A 21463-nucleotide genomic window follows, 5' to 3' on the forward strand; every position below is an offset into this window, starting at 1 on the left:
TTCGCCTGAAGGCTCTGCCCATGTCTCCCCATCCCGCATCAGAAAATAGCGGCATCTGGAAGCTGATCTTCGGTCGGCTCGACTGGAGCGCGATCCCCATTCACGAACCGATCGTGATGGCCACCTTCGTCGCGGTCGTGATCGGCGGCGTGGCGATCCTGGGTCTTGTCACCAAATATCGCCTGTGGGGCATGCTCTGGCGCAACTGGTTCACCACCGTGGATCACAAACGCATCGGCATAATGTACATGATCCTGGGCCTCATCATGTTCGTGCGCGGTTTCGCCGACGCACTGATGATGCGCCTTCAGCAGGCATGGGCTTTCAACGGGTCGGAAGGCTATCTGAACGCGCATCACTACGACCAGATTTTCACGGCGCACGGCGTCATAATGATCTTCTTCGTCGCGATGCCGATGATCACCGGGATCATGAACTACATGATCCCGTTGCAGATCGGCGCGCGCGATGTCAGCTTCCCCTTCCTCAACAATTTCAGCTTCTGGATGACCACGGCTGGCGCGGTCATCACCATGATGTCGCTATTCGTGGGCGAGTTCGCCCGCACCGGCTGGCTCGCCTATCCGCCTCTGTCCGGCATTGCTTATAGTCCGGGGGTCGGCGTCGATTATTATATTTGGGGCCTGCAGGTAGCGGGCATCGGCACGCTCCTGTCCGGCGTCAACCTGATCGCGACCATCGTAAAGATGCGCGCGCCCGGCATGTCGATGATGAAGCTGCCCATCTTCGTATGGACCTCGCTGTGCGCCAACATTCTGATCGTCGCGGCGTTCCCGGTCCTGACCGCCGTTCTCGCGCTGCTCAGCCTCGACCGCTATGTCAGCACCGCCTTCTTCACCAACGACATGGGCGGCAATCCCATGATGTACGTAAACCTCATCTGGATCTGGGGCCATCCAGAGGTCTACATCCTCATCCTGCCGCTGTTCGGGGTGTTCAGCGAAGTCACCTCGACCTTCTCGTCAAAGCGGCTCTTCGGCTATTCGTCGATGGTCTACGCAACGGTCGTGATCGCCATCCTCAGCTACCTCGTCTGGCTGCACCATTTCTTCACCATGGGATCGGGCGCCAGCGTCAACAGCTTCTTCGGCATCACGACAATGGTCATTTCCATCCCGACCGGGGCCAAGCTCTTCAACTGGCTCTTCACCATGTATCGCGGCCGCATCCGGTTCGAACTGCCGATGATGTGGACGGTCGCTTTCATGCTCACCTTCGTGGTCGGTGGCATGACCGGCGTGCTGCTCGCCGTGCCGCCAGCCGACTTCGTGCTGCACAACTCGCTGTTTCTGATCGCGCATTTCCACAATGTGATTATCGGCGGCGTGCTGTTCGGGATGTTCGCGGCGATCAACTATTGGTGGCCAAAGGCGTTCGGCTTCAGGCTCGACCGCAAATGGGGCGTGCGCAGCTTCTGGCTGTGGGTCGTCGGTTTCTGGGTCGCCTTCATGCCGCTCTATGTCCTGGGCCTGATGGGTGTCACCCGCCGCATGCGCGTCTTCGACGATCCTTCTCTGCAGATCTGGTTCCAGATCGCTGCCTTGGGCGCGGTGATGATCGCCGCCGGTATCGCCTGCATGTTCATCCAGTTCGGCGTCAGCATCATGAAGAGAGACCAGCTGCGTGACACGACCGGAGATCCCTGGGATGGCCGCACGCTGGAATGGGCGACCAGTTCGCCTCCGCCGGACTATAACTTCGCCTTCACGCCCGTCATCCATGACGGGGACGCATGGGCGGACATGAAGAAGCGGGGCTATCAGCGCCCACTGACGGGCTATCGACCGATACACATGCCCAGCAACACGGGCACGGGGATCATCCTGTCGGCCCTGTCCGTTGCATTCGCAGTAGGCATGATCTGGTACATGTGGTGGCTGGCCGGACTCAGCTTCATCGGCATATTGGCGGTCGCGATCGGCCATACCTTCAATTACAAGCGCGACTTCTACATCCCGCAGGATGTCGTCGAGCGCACCGAAGGCGAGCGCACCCGTCAGCTCGCCATGCAGGACTGAACCATCATGGCAAGCGCACCAACAATCGATTCCGCGTTCCTCGACAAGGATGGAAAGCCGCTCTTCCACCTGGAACATGAGCCGCACCATCCGGAAGGCTCCAGCACCATGCTGGGCTTCTGGATCTACCTGATGAGCGATTGCCTCATCTTCGCCTGCCTGTTCGCGACCTATGCCGTGCTGGGCGGCAACTATGCCGCTGGCCCGTCGCCCAAGGATCTGTTCGACCTGCCGCTCGTCGGGCTCAACACCGCAATGCTGCTCTTCTCCTCCATCACCTATGGCTTTGCCATGCTGGCCATGGACAAGAATCGGGTGACGGCGACACAGGCTTGGTTGGCGATCACCGGCCTGTTCGGCCTCGCCTTCCTCTCGATCGAGATGTACGAGTTCGCCCACCTTATCCATGAAGGCGCGACCCCGATGCGATCGGGTTTCCTGTCGGCCTTCTTTACCCTGGTCGGCACCCACGGGCTGCATGTCACCTTCGGCATCATCTGGCTGGTGACGCTGATGGTCCAGGTCGCGAAGAAGGGCCTGATCCCGGCCAACCAGCGCCGCCTGATGTGCCTGTCGATGTTCTGGCACTTCCTTGACGTCGTCTGGATCGGCGTCTTCACCTTCGTCTATCTCATGGGGATGCTGCGATGAGCGCACAGGACCAGCACGACACCCACCGCCATCATGACGAGGGCTACGCCCATGGCAGTTTCCGCAGCTATATGATCGGGTTTGGGCTGTCGGTGATCCTGACGGCCATCCCTTTTTGGCTCGTCATGACCGGCGTGCTTGGCGATGCGCAGCTCACCGCCTTCATCATTTTGGGTTTTGCAGTGGTGCAGATCGTCGTTCACATGATCTACTTCCTGCACATGAACACCCGCTCGGAAGGCGGCTGGACCATGTTGGCCCTGATCTTCACGATTGTGCTCGTTGTCATCACCCTGTCAGGATCCATCTGGGTCATGTATCATCTTAATCACAATATGATGCCCCAGATGCAGGGCATGAGCGCGCATGACATGAGCCAGATGCCGTGACGAGAGATGTACCTCGCCGCCGCTCGGCGGGGTTTCTCATCGCCTTGTCACTTATAGCCGCGCTGATGGTCGGCGGGCTTGCAACCCTTGGCATGTGGCAGATCGACCGGCTCGCCTGGAAACGCGATCTGATTGAACAGGTGGAAAGCCGCGTCCATGCCGCACCTGTTCCCGCGCCCCCGACCGGGAGCAAGGAAGACGCCTACCTCCGTGTGACCGTCACCGGGCACTTCCTCCATGACCGCGCCACGCTGGTACAGGCTTCCACTGTGCGCGGTGCGGGCTATTGGGTGCTGACCCCTTTGGTCACCGATCGTGGCTTCACACTGCTGGTCAACCGGGGCTTCGTGCCGCCACAGGAGCGGTCACGATATTCGAAGCCGATGGGCATTGTGCAGGTGACCGGTCTCATGCGCCTTTCGGAGCCGGGCGGCGGCTTTCTGCGCGGCAATGCGCCTGCAGCCGACCGCTGGTATTCACGCGACGTCGCCGCCATAGCCGCCGCTCGTTCGCTTCGCTCGCCCGTCGCCAATTATTTCATTGATGCGGAGCATGATGGCCTCAAAGATGCCCTGCCGATGGGCGGTCTTACCGTTCTGACATTTCCCAATAATCATCTTTCCTACGCTGCCACATGGTTCGCGCTGGCAGCCATGGCCGCTGGCGCTTACATGATCGTCATGCGGCACGAATGGAAAGAGCGCGGGACATGACGCCGAAAACGCCCCTCAGCGCGCGCTGGCTACCCAGCAAATGGCCCGCCGACGCCGCGGGGCGCAAGAATATGGCGCTGCTGGTGCAACTGCGCTGGATCGCGATCGCGGGGCAAGTCGGGACCATAGCCTTCGTTCACTGGGGCATGGGCATCAACCTTCCGGTCGCGGCGATGCTGCTGGTAGCATCGGTCGCTGCGATTGTGAATGTCATCACGTTCGCCGCGTTACGCCGCCGCACGGATGTCGCCCATGCAGAGCTTTTCCTGGCTCTGCTGTTTGACGTGCTGCTCCTCACAGCCCAGCTTTATCTGTCCGGCGGGGCGACCAACCCATTCATCACCCTCTACCTCCTTCAGGTTGCATTGGGCGCCGTGTTGCTCGACCGGCTCAGCATCTGGGGCATTGTCCTGATGTCGATGCTGTGCGCCGCGCTGCTTTCCTTCGCGTACCGGCCCCTCGGCCTCACCGACGCATTGGAAGGGCATCTGTTCGACCTGCACATTGTCGGGACATGGATCTGTCTCGCCATGATAGCCATTCTGCTCGTGCTGTTCATGACCCGCGTCACCGGCAACCTCCAGGCGCGCGAAGCCTATCTGGCTCAGCTTCGCCAGCAGGCAGCCGAAGAAGAACATATCGTCCGCATGGGTCTCCTCGCTTCGGGCGCGGCCCATGAACTGGGTACGCCGCTCTCCCAACTCGCGGTCGTACTCGGCGATTGGCGGCGCATGCCAGAGATCACCGATCACCCGCCGATGGTGGAGGAAGTGGAAGAAATGCAAGCTGCCGTTCAACGCTGCAAGGCGATCGTGACCGGCATCCTGCTATCCGCCGGCGAAGCTCGCGGGGAAGCCCCGCAAGTCACCAATGTCCGTGACTTTATTGAAGGCATTGCCACTGCTTGGCGCGATGCCAATCCGGGCATGCCATTGCGATGCGATTTCGGCCCTCACGACTATCCACTTATCATCGCGGACCCCGTCATCCGACAGGCGATCGGCAATCTGCTCGACAACGCGCGGGAAGCGGGCGGCACCTATATCGACTTGCTTGTCGGGCGCGACAGCACATCGCTCAATATTGCCGTTCGTGACAATGGTTGCGGTTTTTCGCCGCAGATGCTCGCTGATTTCGGTAAACCCTATCGCACCAGCAAGGGTAAGCAGGGTGGCGGGCTTGGCCTGTTCCTGGTGGTCAATGTTGTCCGCAAACTGGGCGGCAGCGTCTCGGCCAGCAACGGCGCAGACGGCGGCGCCCTGATCCTGCTCCGCCTGCCGTTGGGCACCGTCGCACTGGAGGATCAGCCCGATGACAAGTGAACGGGTTCTCATTCTGGTCGAGGATGACGAGGCCCTCGCCAAGACGCTGAAGCGCTCCTTCGAACGGCGCGACTATACGGTCCTGACCGCTGACAGCCACGCCGCAGTCCTTTCGCTGCTGGGAAATCACAAGCCCGGCTATGCTGTCGTCGATCTTAAGCTCGGCCCGGAATCTGGTCTGGTTTGCGTGCAGTCGCTGCATGCCCATAACCCCGAAATGCTGATCGTCGTCCTCACTGGTTTCGCGAGCATTGCAACTGCGGTGGAAGCGATCAAGCTTGGCGCGTCTCACTATCTCGCCAAACCATCCAATACAGACGATATCGAAGCCGCCTTTGCCCGGTCCACTGGCGACCCTTCAACCCCTCTCGCCCCGCGCCCGACGTCAATCAAAACGCTGGAATGGGAACATATCCATGAGGTGCTAAAAGACAGCGATTTCAACATTTCGGAGGCAGCGCGCCGCCTGGGCATGCACCGCCGTACACTGGCCAGAAAGCTCGCCAAGCGCCAGGTCGGGTGAAAATGCAGGTGGAGCGGGTGAGGGGAATCGAACCCCCGTCGTCAGCTTGGGAAGCTGCTGCTCTACCATTGAGCTACACCCGCGCGCTTGGGTGGGAATTAGCGGCTGTCCCCAACCGCGTCAACGACCTCGCCATCTTCCGCCCTACCGCACAACGGCTTCGGAAAAATAAGGGCCTATTTATAATGAGATGCCGCTTGGGCCTGTATGCGCCCCGCCAGCCGGGGAACGATCGACCAGTCAGCGTGTTCGCATGTTTCGATAACATATAATATTATGAGGGCTTTATGAGCACGGCGGAGCCGGAGAACTCTGGAAACCGCTTCGAGTTGCTTGTCCAGAGCGTCACAGATTACGCGATTTACATGCTATCGGTCGATGGCACGGTCATCAGCTGGAATGCTGGCGCGCGAAGGTTCAAGGGTTATGAAGCCGACGAGATCATTGGCCAGCATTTTTCCCGCTTCTACACGCCAGAGGATCAGGCAGCCGGCATACCTGCACTTGCATTGAATACCGCAGACCGGGAAGGCCGCTTCGAAGCCGAGGGATGGCGCGTGCGTAAGGATGGCACGCATTTCTGGGCCAATGTTGTCATCGATCCTATTCGCGATTCCGCAGGCCAGTTGATCGGCTTCGCAAAGGTGACGCGGGATTTGACGGAGCGGCGCGCGGCGCAGGAAGCGCTGCGAGCGAGCGAGGAGCGCTTCCGGCTGCTGGTCGAAAGCGTCACCGACTATGCGATCTACATGCTGGACCCCGTCGGCACCATCACCAGTTGGAACGCGGGCGCGCAGCGCTTCAAGGGCTATGCCGCGGGCGAGATACTGGGGCAGAACTTCTCACGCTTCTATTCGGAAGAAGATCGCATGGCCGGCGTGCCTTCCCGTGCGCTGGACACAGCGGCAAGGGAGGGTCGCTTTGAAGCGGAAGGCTGGCGAATTCGTAAGGATGGTTCACGCTTTTGGGCGAGCGTCGTTATCGACGCCATCCGTAACCCCATGGGCGAACTTATAGGCTTTGCGAAAATCACGCGCGATCTTACCGAAAGGCGAGAGACCCAACTCGCGCTGGAGGAAGCACGCGAAGCCATCTTCCAGTCACAAAAAATGGATGCGATCGGCAAGCTGACCGGGGGCGTTGCCCATGATTTCAACAATCTGCTTGCCGTTATCGTAGGCAGCCTGGACCTGGCCAGACAACGGCTTGGCACCGGCGCCGACATCTCCCGCTACATTGACAATGCAATGACTGCAGCCGATCGCGGCGCGACTCTGACGCAGCGCATGCTCGCTTTCGCGCGCAGGCAGGAATTGAGGTTAAGCAGTGTCGATTGCGTGGCCTTGATCCGCAACATGGCCGGGCTGCTGAAATCTACCCTGGGTTCGACCGTGACCATCGAGACCCGCTTTCCACTGATTCTTAGCTCCGCTCATGCCGACCCCGCCCAGTTGGAGCTGGCACTGCTGAATCTGGCCGTAAACGCCCGCGACGCAATGCCGAACGGCGGCCGGATCATTATAGAGGGCACGGACGCCAAGGTGTCGGCTGCACAACGGCCCGATCTGGCAACGGGTGATTATGTTTGCCTGTCGGTCATAGACGAAGGTGAAGGGATGGATGAAGTCACGCTTTCACGTGCTCGAGAACCCTTCTTCACGACCAAAGGGATTGGCAAGGGTACGGGTCTTGGCCTTTCCATGGTGCATGGTTTCGCCCAACAGTGCGGCGGATCCCTGATCATCTCCAGCGTGCCGGGACAGGGGACAAGCGTGTCGCTGTGGCTGCCGGTCGCCGTCGGGTCCGATGAACCATTACCCCAAGTCGAAGTGCAGCCTTTCGTCCCAAGCGTTGCGAGCGATCAGCCGTTGGTCATATTGGCGGTCGATGACGACGATCTGGTGCTGACCAACACGGCGGGGATGCTGGAGGAGCTTGGGCATACCGTGTTTCAAGCTGGATCTGGCGCCGACGCACTGCGCGTGCTGAGCGAGGGTGACGTCGATCTGGTCATTACCGATCATGCCATGCCTCACATGACCGGCGCTCAACTGGCAGACGCGCTGGATGAAAGCCATCCCGGCCTGCCCGTCATCATCATCACCGGTTATGCCGAACTCCCTCCCCACGCAACGAAGCGTCTGCGGCTCGATAAACCGTTCAGACAAGCGGACCTCGCACGCATCCTGGCGCTTGCTCACGGTGATCGCGCCAGCGGGCGGTCCATCTCACTTGAGCCACCGCCCAGGGATTTTTGAAGGGCCGACCGGCCCCTCCTCCCGATTTGGCACGGGAATGCGCCGATCTTCCTCATTATCGTCACCAATTACCTGGCGAATGCTGTTATAACAGCTGCGTCACAACATGCCCGTTACCACATTGCGGAGTACGCCCGAGGACATGAACGTCACGCCTTCCTTCTCTGGCCCTCGCAACGATCGTACGGACGGCCCGTGGGCAAACAGCCCAACCTCGCATTTCTTCACCTCGCTGCGCACACGTCTTCATTATGTGGATTGGGGCAATCATTCCGCTCCTACACTGATCCTGGTTCATGGTGCGCTGGACCATGCCCGCAGTTGGGACTGGACGGCGCGGGCGCTGGCCCGCGACTATCATGTGGTCGCCCTTGACCTTCGTGGGCATGGGGACAGTGCATGGTCTGCTGAAGGCGCTTATCTGATGGCAGACTTCGTCTATGATCTCGCACAACTGGTGGACCAGTTCAGTCGCGACAAGGTGACCCTTATCGGCCATTCGCTCGGCGGATCTTTGGTCCTGCGCTATGCTGGCCTTTTCCCGGATCGGGTCGAACGCCTGGTCGCGATCGAGGGGTTGGGCTTGTCGCCCCAGGCTATCAGGGAGAAGGCTGCACGGGCAGCACCGGACCGTTGGCGGGAATGGATCGAGCAGCGCCGTGCCAGCGCCCGGCAGACGGCGCGCCACTATCCCACGCTGGAGGCGGCAGTGGCCCGGATGCGGGAACGCAACGACCACCTGTCTGTCGAACAGGCGCTTCACCTGACGGCTCATGGCGTCAACCGCAACGAGGACGGCAGCTACGGCTGGAAATTCGATCCTTATCTCCGCAACCCCGCGCCGCAGGATATGGCGGATGATGAGCTGCCTAATTTCTGGAGGCGAATCTCCTGCCCCGTCCTACTCTGCCTGGGACTGGACAGTTGGGCGTCCAATCCCGTGAAGGATGGGCGAGCCGCTCATTTCCAAAACGCTCGGCTGGTCGAGTTCGCGCATGCGGGGCACTGGCTCCATCACGATCAATTCGACTCTTTCCTCGCGGAACTGCGCGCCTTTCTATGATCGAAAGGCCGCGATCGCCGTCTGATATTGCGCCTTCAGCTCCTCAATGAAGGACCCAGCCGGCTGAATTTTGCGAATCGCGCCTATCCCCTGTCCGGCGCCCCATACGTCACGCCAGGCTTTTTTTCCGTCATCAGCTATGGACGCCACATCCATATCGGCAGCCTTCGGCAGCTTCTCAGGATCAAGACCGCATGCTGCGATGCTTGCCCTCAGGTAGTTCCCATGGACGCCCGTAAAATAGTCAGAATAGACGATCTCTTCCGCGCCGCTATCGACGATCATCTGCTTATAGTCAGCCGCGGCATTCGCTTCCTCCGTCGCGATGAAGGGCGATCCCATATAGGCGAGATCGGCCCCCATCATCCGCGCTGCGGCTATCGATCGGCCGGTCGCGATGGCCCCCGACAGTATCAGCGGGCCGTCGAACCAGGCACGGATTTCCTCCACCAGCGCGAAGGGAGACAAGGTTCCCGCATGACCGCCCGCCCCCGCCGCAACGGCGATAAGACCATCGGCTCCCTTTTCGATCGCCTTCTTGGCGAACATGTTATTGATGACGTCATGCAGGACTATGCCGCCATAGCTGTGCACGGCATCGTTGACCTCCGGGCGGGCGCCAAGCGATGTGATGACGATCGGCACACGATACTTCACGCAAAGGGCGAGATCTTCCTCCAGTCGCGCATTGGTCTTATGCACGATGAGGTTTACGGCAAAGGGCGCATCCTGTTCCGTCAATGCTTCACCCAGCAGTTGAAGCCATTGCTCGAATATGCCCGACGGCCGCGCATTGAGCGAAGGGAAAGACCCTACGACGCCAGCGCGGCATTGGGCAATCACCAGCGCGGGTTGTGAAATGATGAACATCGGCGATGCGATGAGGGGCAATGAGAGACGTCCGTGAAGCAATGCAGGCAGGGACATGCGCGAACTCTTCTTCTTGTTCAGCTCACCGGTAGCAACAGCCATAGCCATGGCAAGCCGACTTTATAATGTGATACCCCAACGCCACGGCAATGACAGACGATAAGGTCAATCCCGCACGATTTTGAGAAGACGGCGCTCCACCGGAGCCAATATGCCTTGAAGCTCCGCTCCGCGTTTCAATATGTTGCCAGTCTCGCCAATCAGCGCCCACATACCCTGACGATGACGTAGCGAAGGACGTTTTTCTATCCGATATTCAGGTCGCTCGGCGGAGCGTCGGAAGGCGGAGAAAACGGCGGCTTCCCTGCCCAGATCAATGGCGTAATCCCGCCAATGACCGGCCGATACCATGCGCCCGTAAAGATCCATTATCCTTTGAAGCTCAAGCCGGTCGAAAGCCGTCTGTTCTGCCCTAGGGGCTTGAAACGGAAACGGCGTGACATTGGTCATCAGGCGCGGCCACGCTCCTGGAACAAGGGAATGTCATCGTCATCAGGGCTGACCGCCTTTGCATCCCGCTGCTCGATCAGGTCCGTCAACCGCTTCTGAAGCTGCTGGACCTCGGCCTGTAGCTGTTCCAGCTTATGCCTGTCGGGATCGTAGCAATCGGAGCATGGAGTGCCATAGGGCAAGAATTCCCGCTGATAGGCCGTAACATCCACCAACATCTGGCGCGCGGGGATGCCTACCATGGTCGCTGCTTCCGGCACATCCTTCGTCACCACGGCGTTGGCGCCGATGCGGGCGCGCGAACCCACCTGAATCGGCCCCAGCACCTGCGCGCCAGAACCAACGATGACGCCATCTGCCAATGTCGGGTGGCGCTTGCCCGCAATGCCGTTCGCAGGATCGGTGCCGCCCAGCGTGACATTCTGATAAAGGGTAACATCATCGCCAATTTCCGCTGTCTCCCCAATCACCGTGAAGCCGTGGTCAATGAAGAACCGTTTGCCGATACGCGCACCGGGATGGATGTCGTTGCCCGTCAGAAAGCGCGACAGGTGATTGACGGCACGCGCCAGAAAATAGAGGCGCGCGCCGTAAAGGCGATGCGCGACGCGATGAAATGCAAGCGACCATACGCCTGGATAAAGGAGTATTTCCGCACGGGAACGAGGCGCAGGATCGCGCGATTTCACCGAGTCCAGATAAGCAACAAGATTGCGCAGCATGCAGCGGCCCCTGAAAACCCAACTTTCCCTACATAATCGCGGGGGAACGGGTTTTCCAGATGCGGCTATTTCGGCTTGGTATCATAAAACAGAAAGTTTCTTGGCCGGGAATGATATACCAATCAAAGCAGTAGACAATTCAGTCAGAGGCCGAGGAATGACCGACCCCCTACTTGCGCATCTCAGCGATCTGTTGCCATTCATTCTTATCGGCTTCGGGGCGCAGGTGATCGATGGCGCTCTCGGCATGGCCTATGGCGTCATTTCCAGTACGCTCTTGCTGACGCTGGGCGTGCCCCCCAGCCGGGCATCGGCCAGCGTGCATGCCGCGGAAACCTTCACAACAGCAGTGTCAGCGCTCAGTCATATCGCGCATCGCAACGTCGACTGGCGGTTGTTCGCGCGCCTCGTCATTCCTGGGATTATTGGCGGCATAACGGGGGCTTATATTCTCTCCAACATCGATGGATCGATCATAAAGCCTTTTGTCCAAATCTATCTGACTGCGATCGGTGCATATCTCATCTGGCGAGGATTTCATCTTCCCCCTCATCCTCGCAATCCAAAATGGGTGGCGCCGCTCGGCCTTTTTGGCGGCTTCATGGACGCGACCGGCGGCGGCGGCTGGGGGCCGATCGTGACCTCCAACCTGCTGATCCAGGGGGCCAGCCCCCGTCACACGATCGGCACCGTCAATACGGTTGAATTCGTCCTGACGCTCTCCATCAGCCTCACATTCATTCTGCATCTGGGCTGGCAGGCATTCACGACCTACACTGTCGGCCTCCTGATAGGTGGCGTGGTAGCGGCGCCCTTCGGCGCGGTGCTTGCCCGTCACATTGCGCCCCGCCTGCTATTCATGGCGGTGGGCACGATCCTGACGCTGACGTCGCTGTTCGGCGTCGTCAAAGGGCTTGGATATATCGGATAATGCTCTTATCTTCGACTTTCTAATCGAGAAAGGCGATCAATGTCGAGCTACATGCCCACTCTCAAACAGCTGCAATATCTTGTCGCGCTGAAGCAGCATGGGCATTTCGGCAAGGCGGCAGATAGCTGTTACGTTACGCAATCCACCCTTTCCGCCGGCATTCGCGAGTTGGAATCCCTGATCGGTGTCACTCTGGTGGAGCGCACCCGCCGGGTGGTTCGCTTCACGGCCCTTGGCGATCGCATCGTGGAAAAGGCGCATCGTGTGCTGCGCGAGGCCGAGGAACTGGCGGCAATTGCCGAAGCATCGGGCAAGCCGCTGACCGGCGAGCTGCGAATGAGCGTCATCCCCACCATCGCACCCTTCCTGCTCCCCAGCCTGCTGCCTCGACTCCGGGCGGAGCGCCCGGAACTTAAACTCTATCTTCGGGAAGAGACCTCACAGACAGCTATCGAATCGCTGCGCCACGGCAATGTGGATTGCGTACTCTTGGCGCTTCCCTTCCCGACCGGCGACCTGGACAGCGAGCTGTTGTTTCAGGACCGGCTTTACGTCGCATTTCCCCACGACGATCCGCGCGATCCGCCCGAATGGATCGCGCCTGACACGATCGACGAAACGAAGCTGCTGCTGCTGGAAGACGGTCATTGCCTTAAGGACCACGCTCTTGCCGCATGCAATCGTCCCGAAATTCGCTCCAGCGCCATGATGATGGGCACGTCACTGCACACATTGGTGCAGATGGTCGATAACGGGCTTGGCATGACGATCATGCCTGAAATGGCGATCAATGGCGGTATATTGGATCACACGCGCATCACTGCGCGACCACTACGATCTGACCGATCGCATCGCGACATCGCCCTGGTCTGGCGGAAAAATAGTCCAAGGGAGAAGGAATTCCGGCTGCTCGCGGAAATCCTGCGAGACGCCGCCGATCTGCCTCAACCGAGCGTCGCCGCCTGATCAACCTATCCAGCCGCGCGCTTTCACGTCATCTTCGGCCCGCGCCTCCACCCAGGCGGTGGCGCCGTCAGCGAAATGCTCCTTTTTCCAGAACGGCGCCTCGGACTTGAGCCAGTCGATAAGGAAGGCGCAGCTTTCCAGCGCTGCGGTGCGGTGTCGCGATGCGGTCCCGACAAATACGATGCGATCGCCCGGCTCCAAGCGGCCAAAGCGATGGATGATCCGTATCCCCAAAAGTGGCCAGCGCGCCATTGCCTGCTCAACAATGCGCTCGACCTGAGGCGCGGTCATCGCGGGGTAATGGTGCAGTTCGAGCGCGGCCAGCCCATTTTCGCCGCGCACGATACCGGTGAAACTCGCAACGCCTCCGCCGCCGGTCGCCTCCAGTGCGGCCAATTCGATGGCGGGGTCAAAATCATCCGCCTGGATCGAAATCCGGTTCATCCACCCGTTACCGGCGGAAAGATCGCCAGCTCCTTCGCTTCACCGATCGGCGTTTCAAGCGGAACAAACCGCTGGTCGAGCGCCGCCCGCAGCCGCTGCCGGTCGCCCAGCACCTCGGCATAGCCGCCGCCACGATCGGCAAGCGAGGAGATAAGTTCTGCCACCGTAACGTCAGGCGCAGGCCGCTCTATCTGCTCAGCATCGCGACCGACACCTTCGCGAACCCAGGCGAAATAGAGGATGTCGAGCGTCGCCATGGGTCAATCCATATGCTTGATGCCGACCCGCAGATAGTCCCATCCGGTGATCAGCGTCAGTATGGCCGCAGCCCAAAGGGTCGCGATACCCGTAAGCTGCACAAAGGGGAAATGGGGCACTGCTCCGGCGAGGATCAATGCGCCAAGGGCGATGAGCTGGAACGCGGTCTTCCACTTTGCGAGCCGCGAAACGGGCACAGACACCTGAAGCCCGGCGAGGAATTCGCGGAGCCCGGATACGGCAATCTCGCGCAAAAGGATGATCATGGCGGCAGCGATGTGAATACCCGCAATGTCTCGCGTCGCAGCGAGCATCAGGATGACGGCGCCCACCATTATCTTGTCCGCGATCGGATCAAGGAAAATGCCAAGCCTCGACACTGCGCCCTGCGCCCGCGCCAGATAGCCGTCAAAATAATCAGTAATGCCCATCAGGCAGTAAAGCGCAAACGCCAGCGCATAGCCCGTCGTCCAGCGCGCACCGACCTCGGCCGGCCACAGCAATGCAACAAGCAGGGGCACGGTAAATATGCGCGAAAGCGTCAGCAGATTGGGCAGCGTCAGCATGGCGGCGACCTGCCACAGTCCGCGCCCTTGCACAAGCAGCCGCATCAATCCCCTTTATCCATCTTCATGCGTTGGGGGTTGGACAGAGGACGCGGCAACCGCTAGACCGCGCCCGCTACTCCACAGCGAAGAAGACCCCCTCGCCTATGCAAGCCTCCCTAAGGCTCCTTAACAAGCGACGTTTTCTGCCGCTTTTCATCACCCAGCTCCTCGGCGCATTCAACGACAACCTGTTCAAGAACGCGATGGTGCTGTTCGTCGTATACAGCGTCTACAATGATGAACGGTCCGAAACCTGGTTCAGCGCGCTTGCGACAGGCATCTTCATCCTGCCGTTTTTCCTTTTATCCGCGCTATCGGGGCAATTGGCTGACCAGCGCGACAAAGCGGTCATCATACGCTACGTCAAAGCGGCTGAAATCGTCATCATGCTGGTCGGCGCGGCAGGGCTGGCGCTGATCTGGAGCGGCATCGCAATTCACAGCCTTGCCATCCCGCTGCTGCTGTGCGCCCTGTTCGCTATGGGCGTTCACTCGACTTTCTTTGGTCCCATCAAATATGCGATCCTGCCCCAGCATCTGCACGATGACGAAGTGCTTGGCGGCACCGGGCTGGTGGAGGCGGGCACTTATATCGCGATTCTCGCAGGGACCATCCTGGCCGGCATCATCCCCGTCGAAGTGGCCGCAATCGGCATCGTGATCACCGCAGCGGTCGGCTATGCAGCGGGCAGGGAAGTTCCGCCCGCTCCCTCGCTACTCTCCCGGCAACCGATCGATTTCCACATCATCCGATCCTCCGTGGCGCTGGTGCGTGGCACGATGCATATCCGGCGCCTTTACCTAGCCATCATGGCGATCAGTTTCTTCTGGGCGGTCGGTTCGATCCTCTTCATCCAGTTCCCGCCACTCGTGAAGAATGTGCTGACCGCCGACAAGGCGGTCGCCAGCCTGTTCCTGGCGATCTTTTCCGTGGGCATCGCGATCGGGTCGATCGCGATCAACCGCCTTTTGAAGGGCCATGTGTCGGCGCGTTATGGACCCGCGTCGGTCATCGGCATGGGCCTGTGCATCGTCGCATTTCACATCGTATGCGATCTGTGGGCGCCTTCTCCTGACGGCGCGCGGCTTTCGCTCGAAGGCTTCCTCGCCCACCCGCTCGCACTCGCCCTGTCGGCATGCCTGCTGGGCGTGGCGACATTCGGCGGAATGTTCGTCGTACCACTCTACGCCTTCCTGACGACGACCGTTGAAAAATGCGAAGCGGCCCGCACGGTGGCGGCGAATAATATCGTCAATTCCGGGGCCATGGTGCTGGGATCCGTCTTCGCAATCGGCTTGAGCGTCGCGGGCATGTCCGTCGTCAACCAGTTGCTGCTGGTGGCTGCGCTGTGCCTTCCCTGCGCGTGGATCGCATGGACCCTTCACAAGGCATGCGATTGACGCCTGTTCTAGAAGATGAAGCTGTAGAACGCCGTGAAGAAAGCCCCGAAGCTGAGCAGGAACAGCTTCCAGTCGTTGTCATCCGATGTGGGGGCGGCGACATCCCGCACTTCCACCACATGCCGCGGTAACCGCTGGCGAAAGGGATGCCGAGCCGATTCAGTCGTCAGGATGAGTGGACGGGTTCGCATAGCCGCATGTTAACGCCTCATTTACCTTTTCGACCATCCCCAATCGTAGTTAATGCGCGGCTGTCCCACGGCAGGACAATCTTGACTGTATCAAACGAATAATACAGCATGACCGAACCGATGAGAGACCCCCTCCCCGCCCCCCAACCCGATCAACCGGCTCGCGAATTCGGCGCCGGGCCGCCCAGCGCCTTCCCCCACCCACGCCTTGGCGACGGCGGTTGCAGATCGCCGGATGGATGATGGCGGCCATGCTGGCATTGCTGATGCTGATGATCGCCTGGCTGGCGGTCACCGCGCCCCTCTCGCAATCGCTAAAGCCGATAGCGCCGCCCAGCGTCAGCCTGATGTCCGCCGACGGCCATCTCATCGCGCGACGCGGGGCAATGATAGACCGGCCCGTTGCGATTGCTGACTTGCCCAAGCATGTGCCTCAGGCCTTCATGGCGATCGAGGACCGGCGCTTCTACAGTCATTGGGGGATCGATCCGCGCGGCATAGCCCGCGCCGCGTGGCACAATCTATGGTCGGACGGCTCCTCTCAGGGCGGCAGCACCATCACCCAGCAGCTCGCGAAAGGCATATTTCTGTCCAGCGACCGGACCTTCGGCCGGAAAGCGCGGGAGGCGATGATCGCTTTCTGGCTGGAGGCCTGGCTGACCAAGGATCAGATTTTCGAACGATATCTGTCGAACGTCTATTTCGGCGACAATGTCTACGGCCTGCGCGCCGCCTCGCTCCATTATTTCAGCCGCCAGCCCGAGCGGTTGACCATTCCGCAAGCGGCTATGCTTGCAGGGCTTCTCAAGGCCCCTTCGCGCCTCGCCCCCACCGCCAACCTCGCAGGAGCGCGGGCGCGCGCCGCGCTGGTGACGCAGGCGATGGTGGAAGCTGGCTATATCGGCAAGTCCGAACGGGATCGCTTGCGTCCTGCCCGGCTGGACGTACGCGAGACACCGGATTCAACGACCGGGACCTATTTCGCCGACTGGGTTCTTCCACAGGCTCGCGACCGTGCAGGTGCGGTCTATGGCGCGCAGACCGTTTCCACGACCCTGGATTGGCGCGTGCAGCGGCTGGCCGAGGCCGCGATCCGACGCGCACCGCTGGGGAAGGCAGAGGCCGCGCTGGTGGCGATGAAGCCGGACGGCAGCGTGGTCGCGATGGTTGGCGGCAGGGATTATCGCAGGAGCAGCTTCAACAGGGCGGTGCAAGCCAAACGCCAGCCCGGATCGACTTTCAAGCTATTCGTCTATCTCGCAGCCTTTCGCGCAGGGATGACGCCGGAGGATTTCGTTGAAGATCGCCCTATCACCGCCGGCACTTACCGTCCCGCCAATCATGGCGGCAAATATCGCGGTCGCATAACCCTGCGGCAGGCCTTTGCCGCATCCAGCAATGTCGCAGCGGTGCGGCTGACGCAGAAGGTGGGCGTCGATGCCGTCATCAAGGTTGCCCGTGACCTGGGCATCACGACGCCACTGACAGAAGACCTCAGCCTCGCGCTGGGCACATCCGAAGTCCCGCTGGTGGAACTGGCGCAAGCCTATGCGACGGTGGCTGCGGGCGCCTATCCCGTGATCGCCCATGGCCTGCCGCCAGAGGAGCAGGGATGGTTTGAAAGGCTTATGAGCCGTCAACGGCGTTTCAGCCAGGATCAGCTGGCAATGATTCGCGATCTACTGTCATCGGCCGCGAACCGGGGCACGGGCAGCGCAGCGGCGCTCCGTACCAGCACTTTCGGCAAGACCGGCACGACGCAGGACAGCCGCGACGCGATCTTTGTCGGTTATGCGGGCGGACTCGTCACAGCGGTGTGGATCGGCAATGACGACAATTCTCCCCTGCCCGGCGGCGCGGCGGGCGGTGGCGTGCCAGCGCGCATTTGGCGCAATTTCATGTCGGGCGCGATCAACGAACCGGCCGAAGTCGCACCGGAGGAGCAGGACAGCGACCTGGTCAACGCCATCGCCAATGTCGCTATGGAAGCGGGCTTGGGCAATATGAGCGTCGGCATCGATCAGGACGGCATGTCGGTCAACATCGGCCCCAACCAGCTCCGCCTGCCAATCGATCAGCCCGAACCAATCCCGCCCCTGCCTGTTCCCGCCACCCCGCCGCCCCGATTGACGCCAACCCAGCCGGTCGATGAAGGGGCGGCTCCCTGACGACTGACCACCGCTGGCAGCATGCCCCTGTATTGAAGCAGGCGATTCGAAGGACAAGTAATGACGTTCCCAGCGGAGATATTGCTGCTTGGCTCGGGCGAGCTTGGGCGTGAATTCGCAATCTCGGCCAAGAGGCTGGGGGTCAGGTGATCGCAAAATCGACTTGAGGATATTCGCCAAACCCACGACGCGTCACCGGCGTATGGGCGTGACGCTGGCCTTGGCCGATGACGCGGACAGCGCCCGTCGTATCGCCGCCGAGGCGGCAGCAAAACTGCGGATTATCTACAAGTAATTGTCTGCGGCCTTCCTCCCACGCCTGACCTGTCCTAAAGGAGCAAGGATGAGCGCTCCTCTCTACAACAAGGACATATTGCGGCTTGCCGCAACTATTCCGCATCATCAGCGGCTGCCGGATGCGCAGGCCAGCGTTGAGAAGCGTTCCCCGACCTGCGGCTCACGGGTGACGGCGGATGTACGGATGGAGGGTGGCAAGCTGACCGCGCTTGGACTGGATGTCAAAGCCTGCGCCCTCGGCCAGGCCTCCGCTTCGCTGATGGCGGCTCAGGCAATCGGGATGACCGCCGATGAACTGGCCGATGCCCGCGACAAACTGGCCGCCTATCTTTCCGGGCAGAGCGACGACCTCGACTTCTGGCCGGGGCTTACGATCCTTGCACCTGCGCGCGGCTATCCGGCACGTCATGCATCGATCCGCCTTGGCTTTGAGGCCATTGCAGAAGCCGCCCGGATAGCCGACGCCTGATGTCCACCCCAGCTGTGAGCGCCGCAAGCGCGCCCATCTCCGCAACCGACGTCCTGTTGACCGAAGGCGTGATACTCCTCGGCGCGGCGGTGCTGTTCGTCATGCTCTTCCGCCGCTTTGGCCTGGGGGCCGTGCTCGGCTATCTTGTCGCGGGCGCCTTGGTTGGACCGCAGGGACTGGGGCTAGTAGCGGGCGCCGAATCAAAACTGGCCATCGCGGAAATCGGCATCGTCCTGCTGCTTTTCCTCGTCGGGCTCGAACTGCATCCAGCGCGACTGTGGCGATTGAAACGGGACATCTTTGCCCTGGGTCTTGCCCAGGTGGTGATCTGCGGACTGGCGCTGACCGCGATCATCTTCTTTACCACCGGCTTCACATGGGGCGCGGCGATCGCTCTCGGGCTGCCCCTGGCGTTGTCTTCCACCGCGCAGGTGCTGCCCGGCCTCAAGAGCAGCGGCCGCATCAATTCGCCTTTTGGCGAGAAGGTCTTTTCCATCCTGCTGTTTCAGGACCTGTCGATCGTCCCGCTGATCACAATCGTCGCCGCACTATCGCGCAACCCCGCCGATGCTGGCGGTCCTCCAGGGTGGTTGCTCGCGGGCTACACGGTCGCCGCGATAGCAGGGCTGGTCCTTGCGGGCCGTTTCATCCTGCGCCCTCTGCTGCAACTTGTCGGCCGCCTGGGCGAGCGGGAACTGTTCGTGGTGGTTGGACTGTTCACCGTTCTGGCTGCCGCCGCCCTGATGCATGCGCTGCATCTTTCGACGGCGCTCGGTGCTTTTGTGGCGGGCGTGATGCTAGCCGACTCGCCCTACCGGCATGAGATTGAATCAGATGTTGAGCCGTTCCGATCGATCCTGCTCGGCTTGTTCTTCCTCGCCGTGGGTATGGTGCTGGACCTGCATACCGTCGCGGCCAATCCGTTGTTCGTCATCGGAATGGCGATAGCGCTCGTCACCACCAAAGCACTGCTGATCGCTGGCCTTGCCAGATTGTTCGGCATGGAATGGACCCAAGCCCTGGGCGCCGGCATGCTGCTTAGTCAAGGCGGCGAGTTCGGTTTCGTCCTGTTCGCTCAGGCACAGAATGCCATGCTGATCGCACCGGAAGGCGCGAGCCTGTTCAGCGCGATCGTCACCTTCTCGATGGCGACCACGCCGTTCCTGATGCTGATTGCCCGCAGATTCGAATTCGCCAGGCCCAGGAGCGGAGACAATCTTCCCGGCCCCGACGAAGCGACACGCGGCACGGCGATCATCGTCGGCTATGGCCGTTTTGGCCAAACCGTTGCCCAGATGTTGATGGGTCACGGGTTCGAGGTCGTTCTGATCGACAAGAAGCCCGCGCAGATCGAGGTTTCCAGCCGGTTCGACATGAAGGTCTATTATGGCGACGGCACCCGTATGGACCTGCTGCGCCGGTCAGGAGCGGACGAAGCGCGATTGATCGCCTTCTGTCACGACGATCCTTCGTTCGATAACAGAATGCTTGAGCCCATTGCAGAAGCGTTCCCACAGGCGGCGCTTCTCGTCCGTGCCTTTGATCGGCGGCAAGTGCTCGCTCTCAAGGACGTGGATCTCGCGGGCGTCGTCCGGGAGGTGTTCGAATCCGCCATCTGCATGGGCGTGCAGGCGATGGAGACTTTGGGCGTCCCGCAGGCGGAGATTGAAGAAGTAGAGCGGCAATATCGCGCGAATGACGCGGAGCGAATGACCGTACAAGGCGAACAGGGGACGCTGCTAGCGGCGAAGGATCTGATGTTCCGGCCTGGCCGCCGCATGCGCCTGATCGCGCGGGGAGAGGAAGAGGAAAAGGCATGATCGCGATTCTGGCTGCCCTGTCTGCGGCTTTCGCCATTGCAGCGGGCGCTTTCGGCGCCCACGGCGCTTCCAGCCCGCAAGCGGCCGAGTGGCTGCGGACCGGCGGCCTTTACCAGCTGATCCACGCCGTCGCCGCCCTTACCCTGGCGGGTCAAGCACGCGGCGCTGCGGTGCTGCTCCTGACGGGCGCAGCAATTTTCGCCTTCACCCTCTACGCCATGGCGGCAGGCGCGCCGCGCTGGCTGGGGGCGATCACGCCCATCGGTGGGACCCTGATGATCGCAGGCTGGTTGTGGGCCGCGTGGATCTATTGGCGCGCCTGATACCCCGCCCTTGCCCGAACCAGCACCCGAGCCTAGACTGACCGATATGGCCGAACACCATCATCACCATCATGAGCCGACCGGGTCCAGCCTTGCCGACGCGGCGCGCATCACGCTTGAAGCGCAGAATGAGCAATGGACGCCGATGCGGGCCGCAATTTTCGATGCGCTGGCGGCCGAAGAAAAGCCGACATCGGCCTATGATATCGCCGATCATGTCTCAAAGGCGCGGGGAAAGCGTGTCGCCCCTAACAGCGTTTACCGTATCCTCGACCTTTTCGTGACGAACAACATCGCGATGCGAGTGGAAAGCGCCAACGCGTATATCGCCAACGCCCATCCCGGCTGCCACCATGACTGCATCTTCCTTGTTTGCCGCAATTGCAAGGAAGCCACGCATGTCGATAACGACGTGGTCACAGGCGATGTTCGCGCGGTAGCAGAGCATGAAGGATTCCGTGCAGAACGGCCCGTCATCGAAATTTTGGGAACCTGCGCCAAGTGCATGGCGTGAAGGGAGCGTTGCGC

General features: G+C 60.8%; 23 protein-coding genes, 1 tRNA gene and 1 pseudogene. 17 read left to right on the plus strand and 8 right to left on the minus strand.

Annotation, left to right across the window (positions count from 1 at the left end; translation table 11 throughout):
* The first annotated feature begins 20 nt into the window (after nucleotides 1-20).
* From cyoB to B6S01_RS03015, 6 genes are all read left to right on the plus strand, one after another.
* A complete protein-coding gene (gene cyoB / locus B6S01_RS02990; RefSeq protein ID WP_051907955.1) occupies nucleotides 21-2039 on the plus strand; it encodes a cytochrome o ubiquinol oxidase subunit I in 2019 nt (672 codons plus the stop codon).
* Nucleotides 2040-2045: 6 nt separating this feature from the next.
* The gene (gene cyoC, locus B6S01_RS02995; protein ID WP_037462180.1) at nucleotides 2046-2690 is read left to right on the plus strand and encodes a cytochrome o ubiquinol oxidase subunit III; all 645 of its coding nucleotides are present in this window, start codon (nucleotides 2046-2048) and stop codon (nucleotides 2688-2690) included.
* A complete protein-coding gene (cyoD, locus tag B6S01_RS03000; protein ID WP_037462178.1) occupies nucleotides 2687-3079 on the plus strand; it encodes a cytochrome o ubiquinol oxidase subunit IV in 393 nt (130 codons plus the stop codon). Before cyoC ends, cyoD begins: the two co-directional genes overlap by 4 nt.
* 65 nt (nucleotides 3080-3144) lie before the next feature.
* Nucleotides 3145-3792 carry an SURF1 family protein gene (locus B6S01_RS03005; protein WP_081570264.1) on the plus strand — a complete coding sequence of 216 codons (648 nt, stop codon included), beginning with the start codon at nucleotides 3145-3147 and terminating at the stop codon, nucleotides 3790-3792.
* Nucleotides 3789-5114, plus strand: coding sequence for an ATP-binding protein (locus B6S01_RS03010; RefSeq protein ID WP_037462174.1), 1326 nt, complete (start codon nucleotides 3789-3791; stop codon nucleotides 5112-5114). The genes B6S01_RS03005 and B6S01_RS03010 overlap by 4 nt, the downstream gene beginning before the upstream one ends.
* Nucleotides 5104-5637: a response regulator transcription factor gene (locus B6S01_RS03015; protein ID WP_037462173.1), complete on the plus strand. Its 534-nt coding sequence runs from the start codon at nucleotides 5104-5106 to the stop codon at nucleotides 5635-5637. The genes B6S01_RS03010 and B6S01_RS03015 overlap by 11 nt, the downstream gene beginning before the upstream one ends.
* Nucleotides 5638-5646: 9 nt before the next feature.
* On the opposite strand, the gene B6S01_RS03020 is transcribed toward B6S01_RS03015, so the two are convergent.
* Nucleotides 5647-5720 (minus strand) — tRNA-Gly (locus B6S01_RS03020).
* Nucleotides 5721-5924: 204 nt separating this feature from the next.
* Here B6S01_RS03020 and B6S01_RS03025 point away from each other — a divergent pair.
* Entirely contained in the window at nucleotides 5925-7895 is a 1971-nt protein-coding gene (locus B6S01_RS03025; protein ID WP_037462172.1) for a hybrid sensor histidine kinase/response regulator, read from the plus strand.
* A gap of 142 nt (nucleotides 7896-8037) precedes the next feature.
* Nucleotides 8038-8958, plus strand: coding sequence for an alpha/beta fold hydrolase (locus B6S01_RS03030; RefSeq protein WP_081570265.1), 921 nt, complete (start codon nucleotides 8038-8040; stop codon nucleotides 8956-8958).
* On the opposite strand, the gene B6S01_RS03035 is transcribed toward B6S01_RS03030, so the two are convergent.
* The 3 genes from B6S01_RS03035 to epsC form a co-directional block, all read right to left on the minus strand.
* A complete protein-coding gene (locus B6S01_RS03035) occupies nucleotides 8953-9885 on the minus strand; it encodes an NAD(P)H-dependent flavin oxidoreductase (protein WP_037462357.1) in 933 nt (310 codons plus the stop codon). The two genes, B6S01_RS03030 and B6S01_RS03035, sit on opposite strands and share 6 nt — an antisense overlap.
* A gap of 108 nt (nucleotides 9886-9993) precedes the next feature.
* Nucleotides 9994-10338 (minus strand): DUF2794 domain-containing protein, encoded by a 345-nt coding sequence (locus B6S01_RS03040; RefSeq protein ID WP_037462169.1) that lies wholly within the window; start codon nucleotides 10336-10338, stop codon nucleotides 9994-9996.
* Nucleotides 10338-11060 carry a serine O-acetyltransferase EpsC gene (gene epsC / locus B6S01_RS03045; RefSeq protein ID WP_037462167.1) on the minus strand — a complete coding sequence of 241 codons (723 nt, stop codon included), beginning with the start codon at nucleotides 11058-11060 and terminating at the stop codon, nucleotides 10338-10340. Before epsC ends, B6S01_RS03040 begins: the two co-directional genes overlap by 1 nt.
* A gap of 157 nt (nucleotides 11061-11217) precedes the next feature.
* Between epsC and B6S01_RS03050 the strand changes: the two genes are divergently transcribed.
* Entirely contained in the window at nucleotides 11218-11991 is a 774-nt protein-coding gene (locus B6S01_RS03050) for a sulfite exporter TauE/SafE family protein (RefSeq protein WP_037462165.1), read from the plus strand.
* Nucleotides 11992-12030: 39 nt separating this feature from the next.
* Complete coding sequence (locus B6S01_RS03055; protein ID WP_037462162.1) at nucleotides 12031-12957, plus strand: hydrogen peroxide-inducible genes activator; 927 nt, start codon at nucleotides 12031-12033, stop codon at nucleotides 12955-12957.
* Here B6S01_RS03055 and B6S01_RS03060 read toward each other — a convergent pair whose 3' ends face one another.
* From B6S01_RS03060 to pgsA, 3 genes are read right to left on the minus strand one after another with little or no spacing between them, the layout of a single operon-like run.
* Nucleotides 12958-13401: a molybdenum cofactor biosynthesis protein MoaE gene (locus B6S01_RS03060; protein ID WP_037462160.1), complete on the minus strand. Its 444-nt coding sequence runs from the start codon at nucleotides 13399-13401 to the stop codon at nucleotides 12958-12960.
* Entirely contained in the window at nucleotides 13398-13658 is a 261-nt protein-coding gene (moaD, locus tag B6S01_RS03065; RefSeq protein WP_037462158.1) for a molybdopterin converting factor subunit 1, read from the minus strand. The genes B6S01_RS03060 and moaD overlap by 4 nt, the downstream gene beginning before the upstream one ends.
* A 3-nt stretch (nucleotides 13659-13661) precedes the next feature.
* Nucleotides 13662-14225 carry a CDP-diacylglycerol--glycerol-3-phosphate 3-phosphatidyltransferase gene (gene pgsA, locus B6S01_RS03070; RefSeq protein WP_037462355.1) on the minus strand — a complete coding sequence of 188 codons (564 nt, stop codon included), beginning with the start codon at nucleotides 14223-14225 and terminating at the stop codon, nucleotides 13662-13664.
* Between the two features lie 146 nt (nucleotides 14226-14371).
* Here pgsA and B6S01_RS03075 point away from each other — a divergent pair, with 146 nt between their 5' ends.
* Nucleotides 14372-15667 (plus strand): MFS transporter, encoded by a 1296-nt coding sequence (locus B6S01_RS03075; protein ID WP_037462155.1) that lies wholly within the window; start codon nucleotides 14372-14374, stop codon nucleotides 15665-15667.
* 8 nt (nucleotides 15668-15675) lie between these two features.
* Here B6S01_RS03075 and B6S01_RS03080 read toward each other — a convergent pair whose 3' ends face one another.
* The gene (locus tag B6S01_RS03080) at nucleotides 15676-15858 is read right to left on the minus strand and encodes a hypothetical protein (RefSeq protein ID WP_037462153.1); all 183 of its coding nucleotides are present in this window, start codon (nucleotides 15856-15858) and stop codon (nucleotides 15676-15678) included.
* A gap of 108 nt (nucleotides 15859-15966) precedes the next feature.
* On the opposite strand from B6S01_RS03080, the pseudogene B6S01_RS03085 reads away from it, so the two are divergent.
* The 6 genes and pseudogenes from B6S01_RS03085 to B6S01_RS03105 all read left to right on the plus strand — a co-directional run bounded on the left by B6S01_RS03085 (nucleotide 15967) and on the right by B6S01_RS03105 (nucleotide 21449).
* Nucleotides 15967-18026: pseudogene (locus tag B6S01_RS03085) on the plus strand (transglycosylase domain-containing protein).
* A gap of 163 nt (nucleotides 18027-18189) precedes the next feature.
* The gene (locus tag B6S01_RS21885; protein WP_269319799.1) at nucleotides 18190-18321 is read left to right on the plus strand and encodes a hypothetical protein; all 132 of its coding nucleotides are present in this window, start codon (nucleotides 18190-18192) and stop codon (nucleotides 18319-18321) included.
* A gap of 48 nt (nucleotides 18322-18369) precedes the next feature.
* Complete coding sequence (locus tag B6S01_RS03090; RefSeq protein WP_037462148.1) at nucleotides 18370-18792, plus strand: iron-sulfur cluster assembly scaffold protein; 423 nt, start codon at nucleotides 18370-18372, stop codon at nucleotides 18790-18792.
* On the plus strand, nucleotides 18792-20612 hold the full coding sequence (locus B6S01_RS03095; protein WP_051907953.1) for a cation:proton antiporter domain-containing protein: 1821 nt from the start codon (nucleotides 18792-18794) through the stop codon (nucleotides 20610-20612). Before B6S01_RS03090 ends, B6S01_RS03095 begins: the two co-directional genes overlap by 1 nt.
* A complete protein-coding gene (locus B6S01_RS03100; RefSeq protein ID WP_037462145.1) occupies nucleotides 20609-20935 on the plus strand; it encodes a DUF423 domain-containing protein in 327 nt (108 codons plus the stop codon). Before B6S01_RS03095 ends, B6S01_RS03100 begins: the two co-directional genes overlap by 4 nt.
* Nucleotides 20936-20981: 46 nt before the next feature.
* Nucleotides 20982-21449, plus strand: coding sequence for a Fur family transcriptional regulator (locus B6S01_RS03105; RefSeq protein WP_037462142.1), 468 nt, complete (start codon nucleotides 20982-20984; stop codon nucleotides 21447-21449).
* The last annotated feature ends 14 nt before the right edge of the window (nucleotides 21450-21463 follow it).

It is taken from the genome of Sphingobium herbicidovorans (genome assembly GCF_002080435.1).
GTDB classification, from domain to species: Bacteria; Pseudomonadota; Alphaproteobacteria; order Sphingomonadales; family Sphingomonadaceae; genus Sphingobium; species Sphingobium herbicidovorans.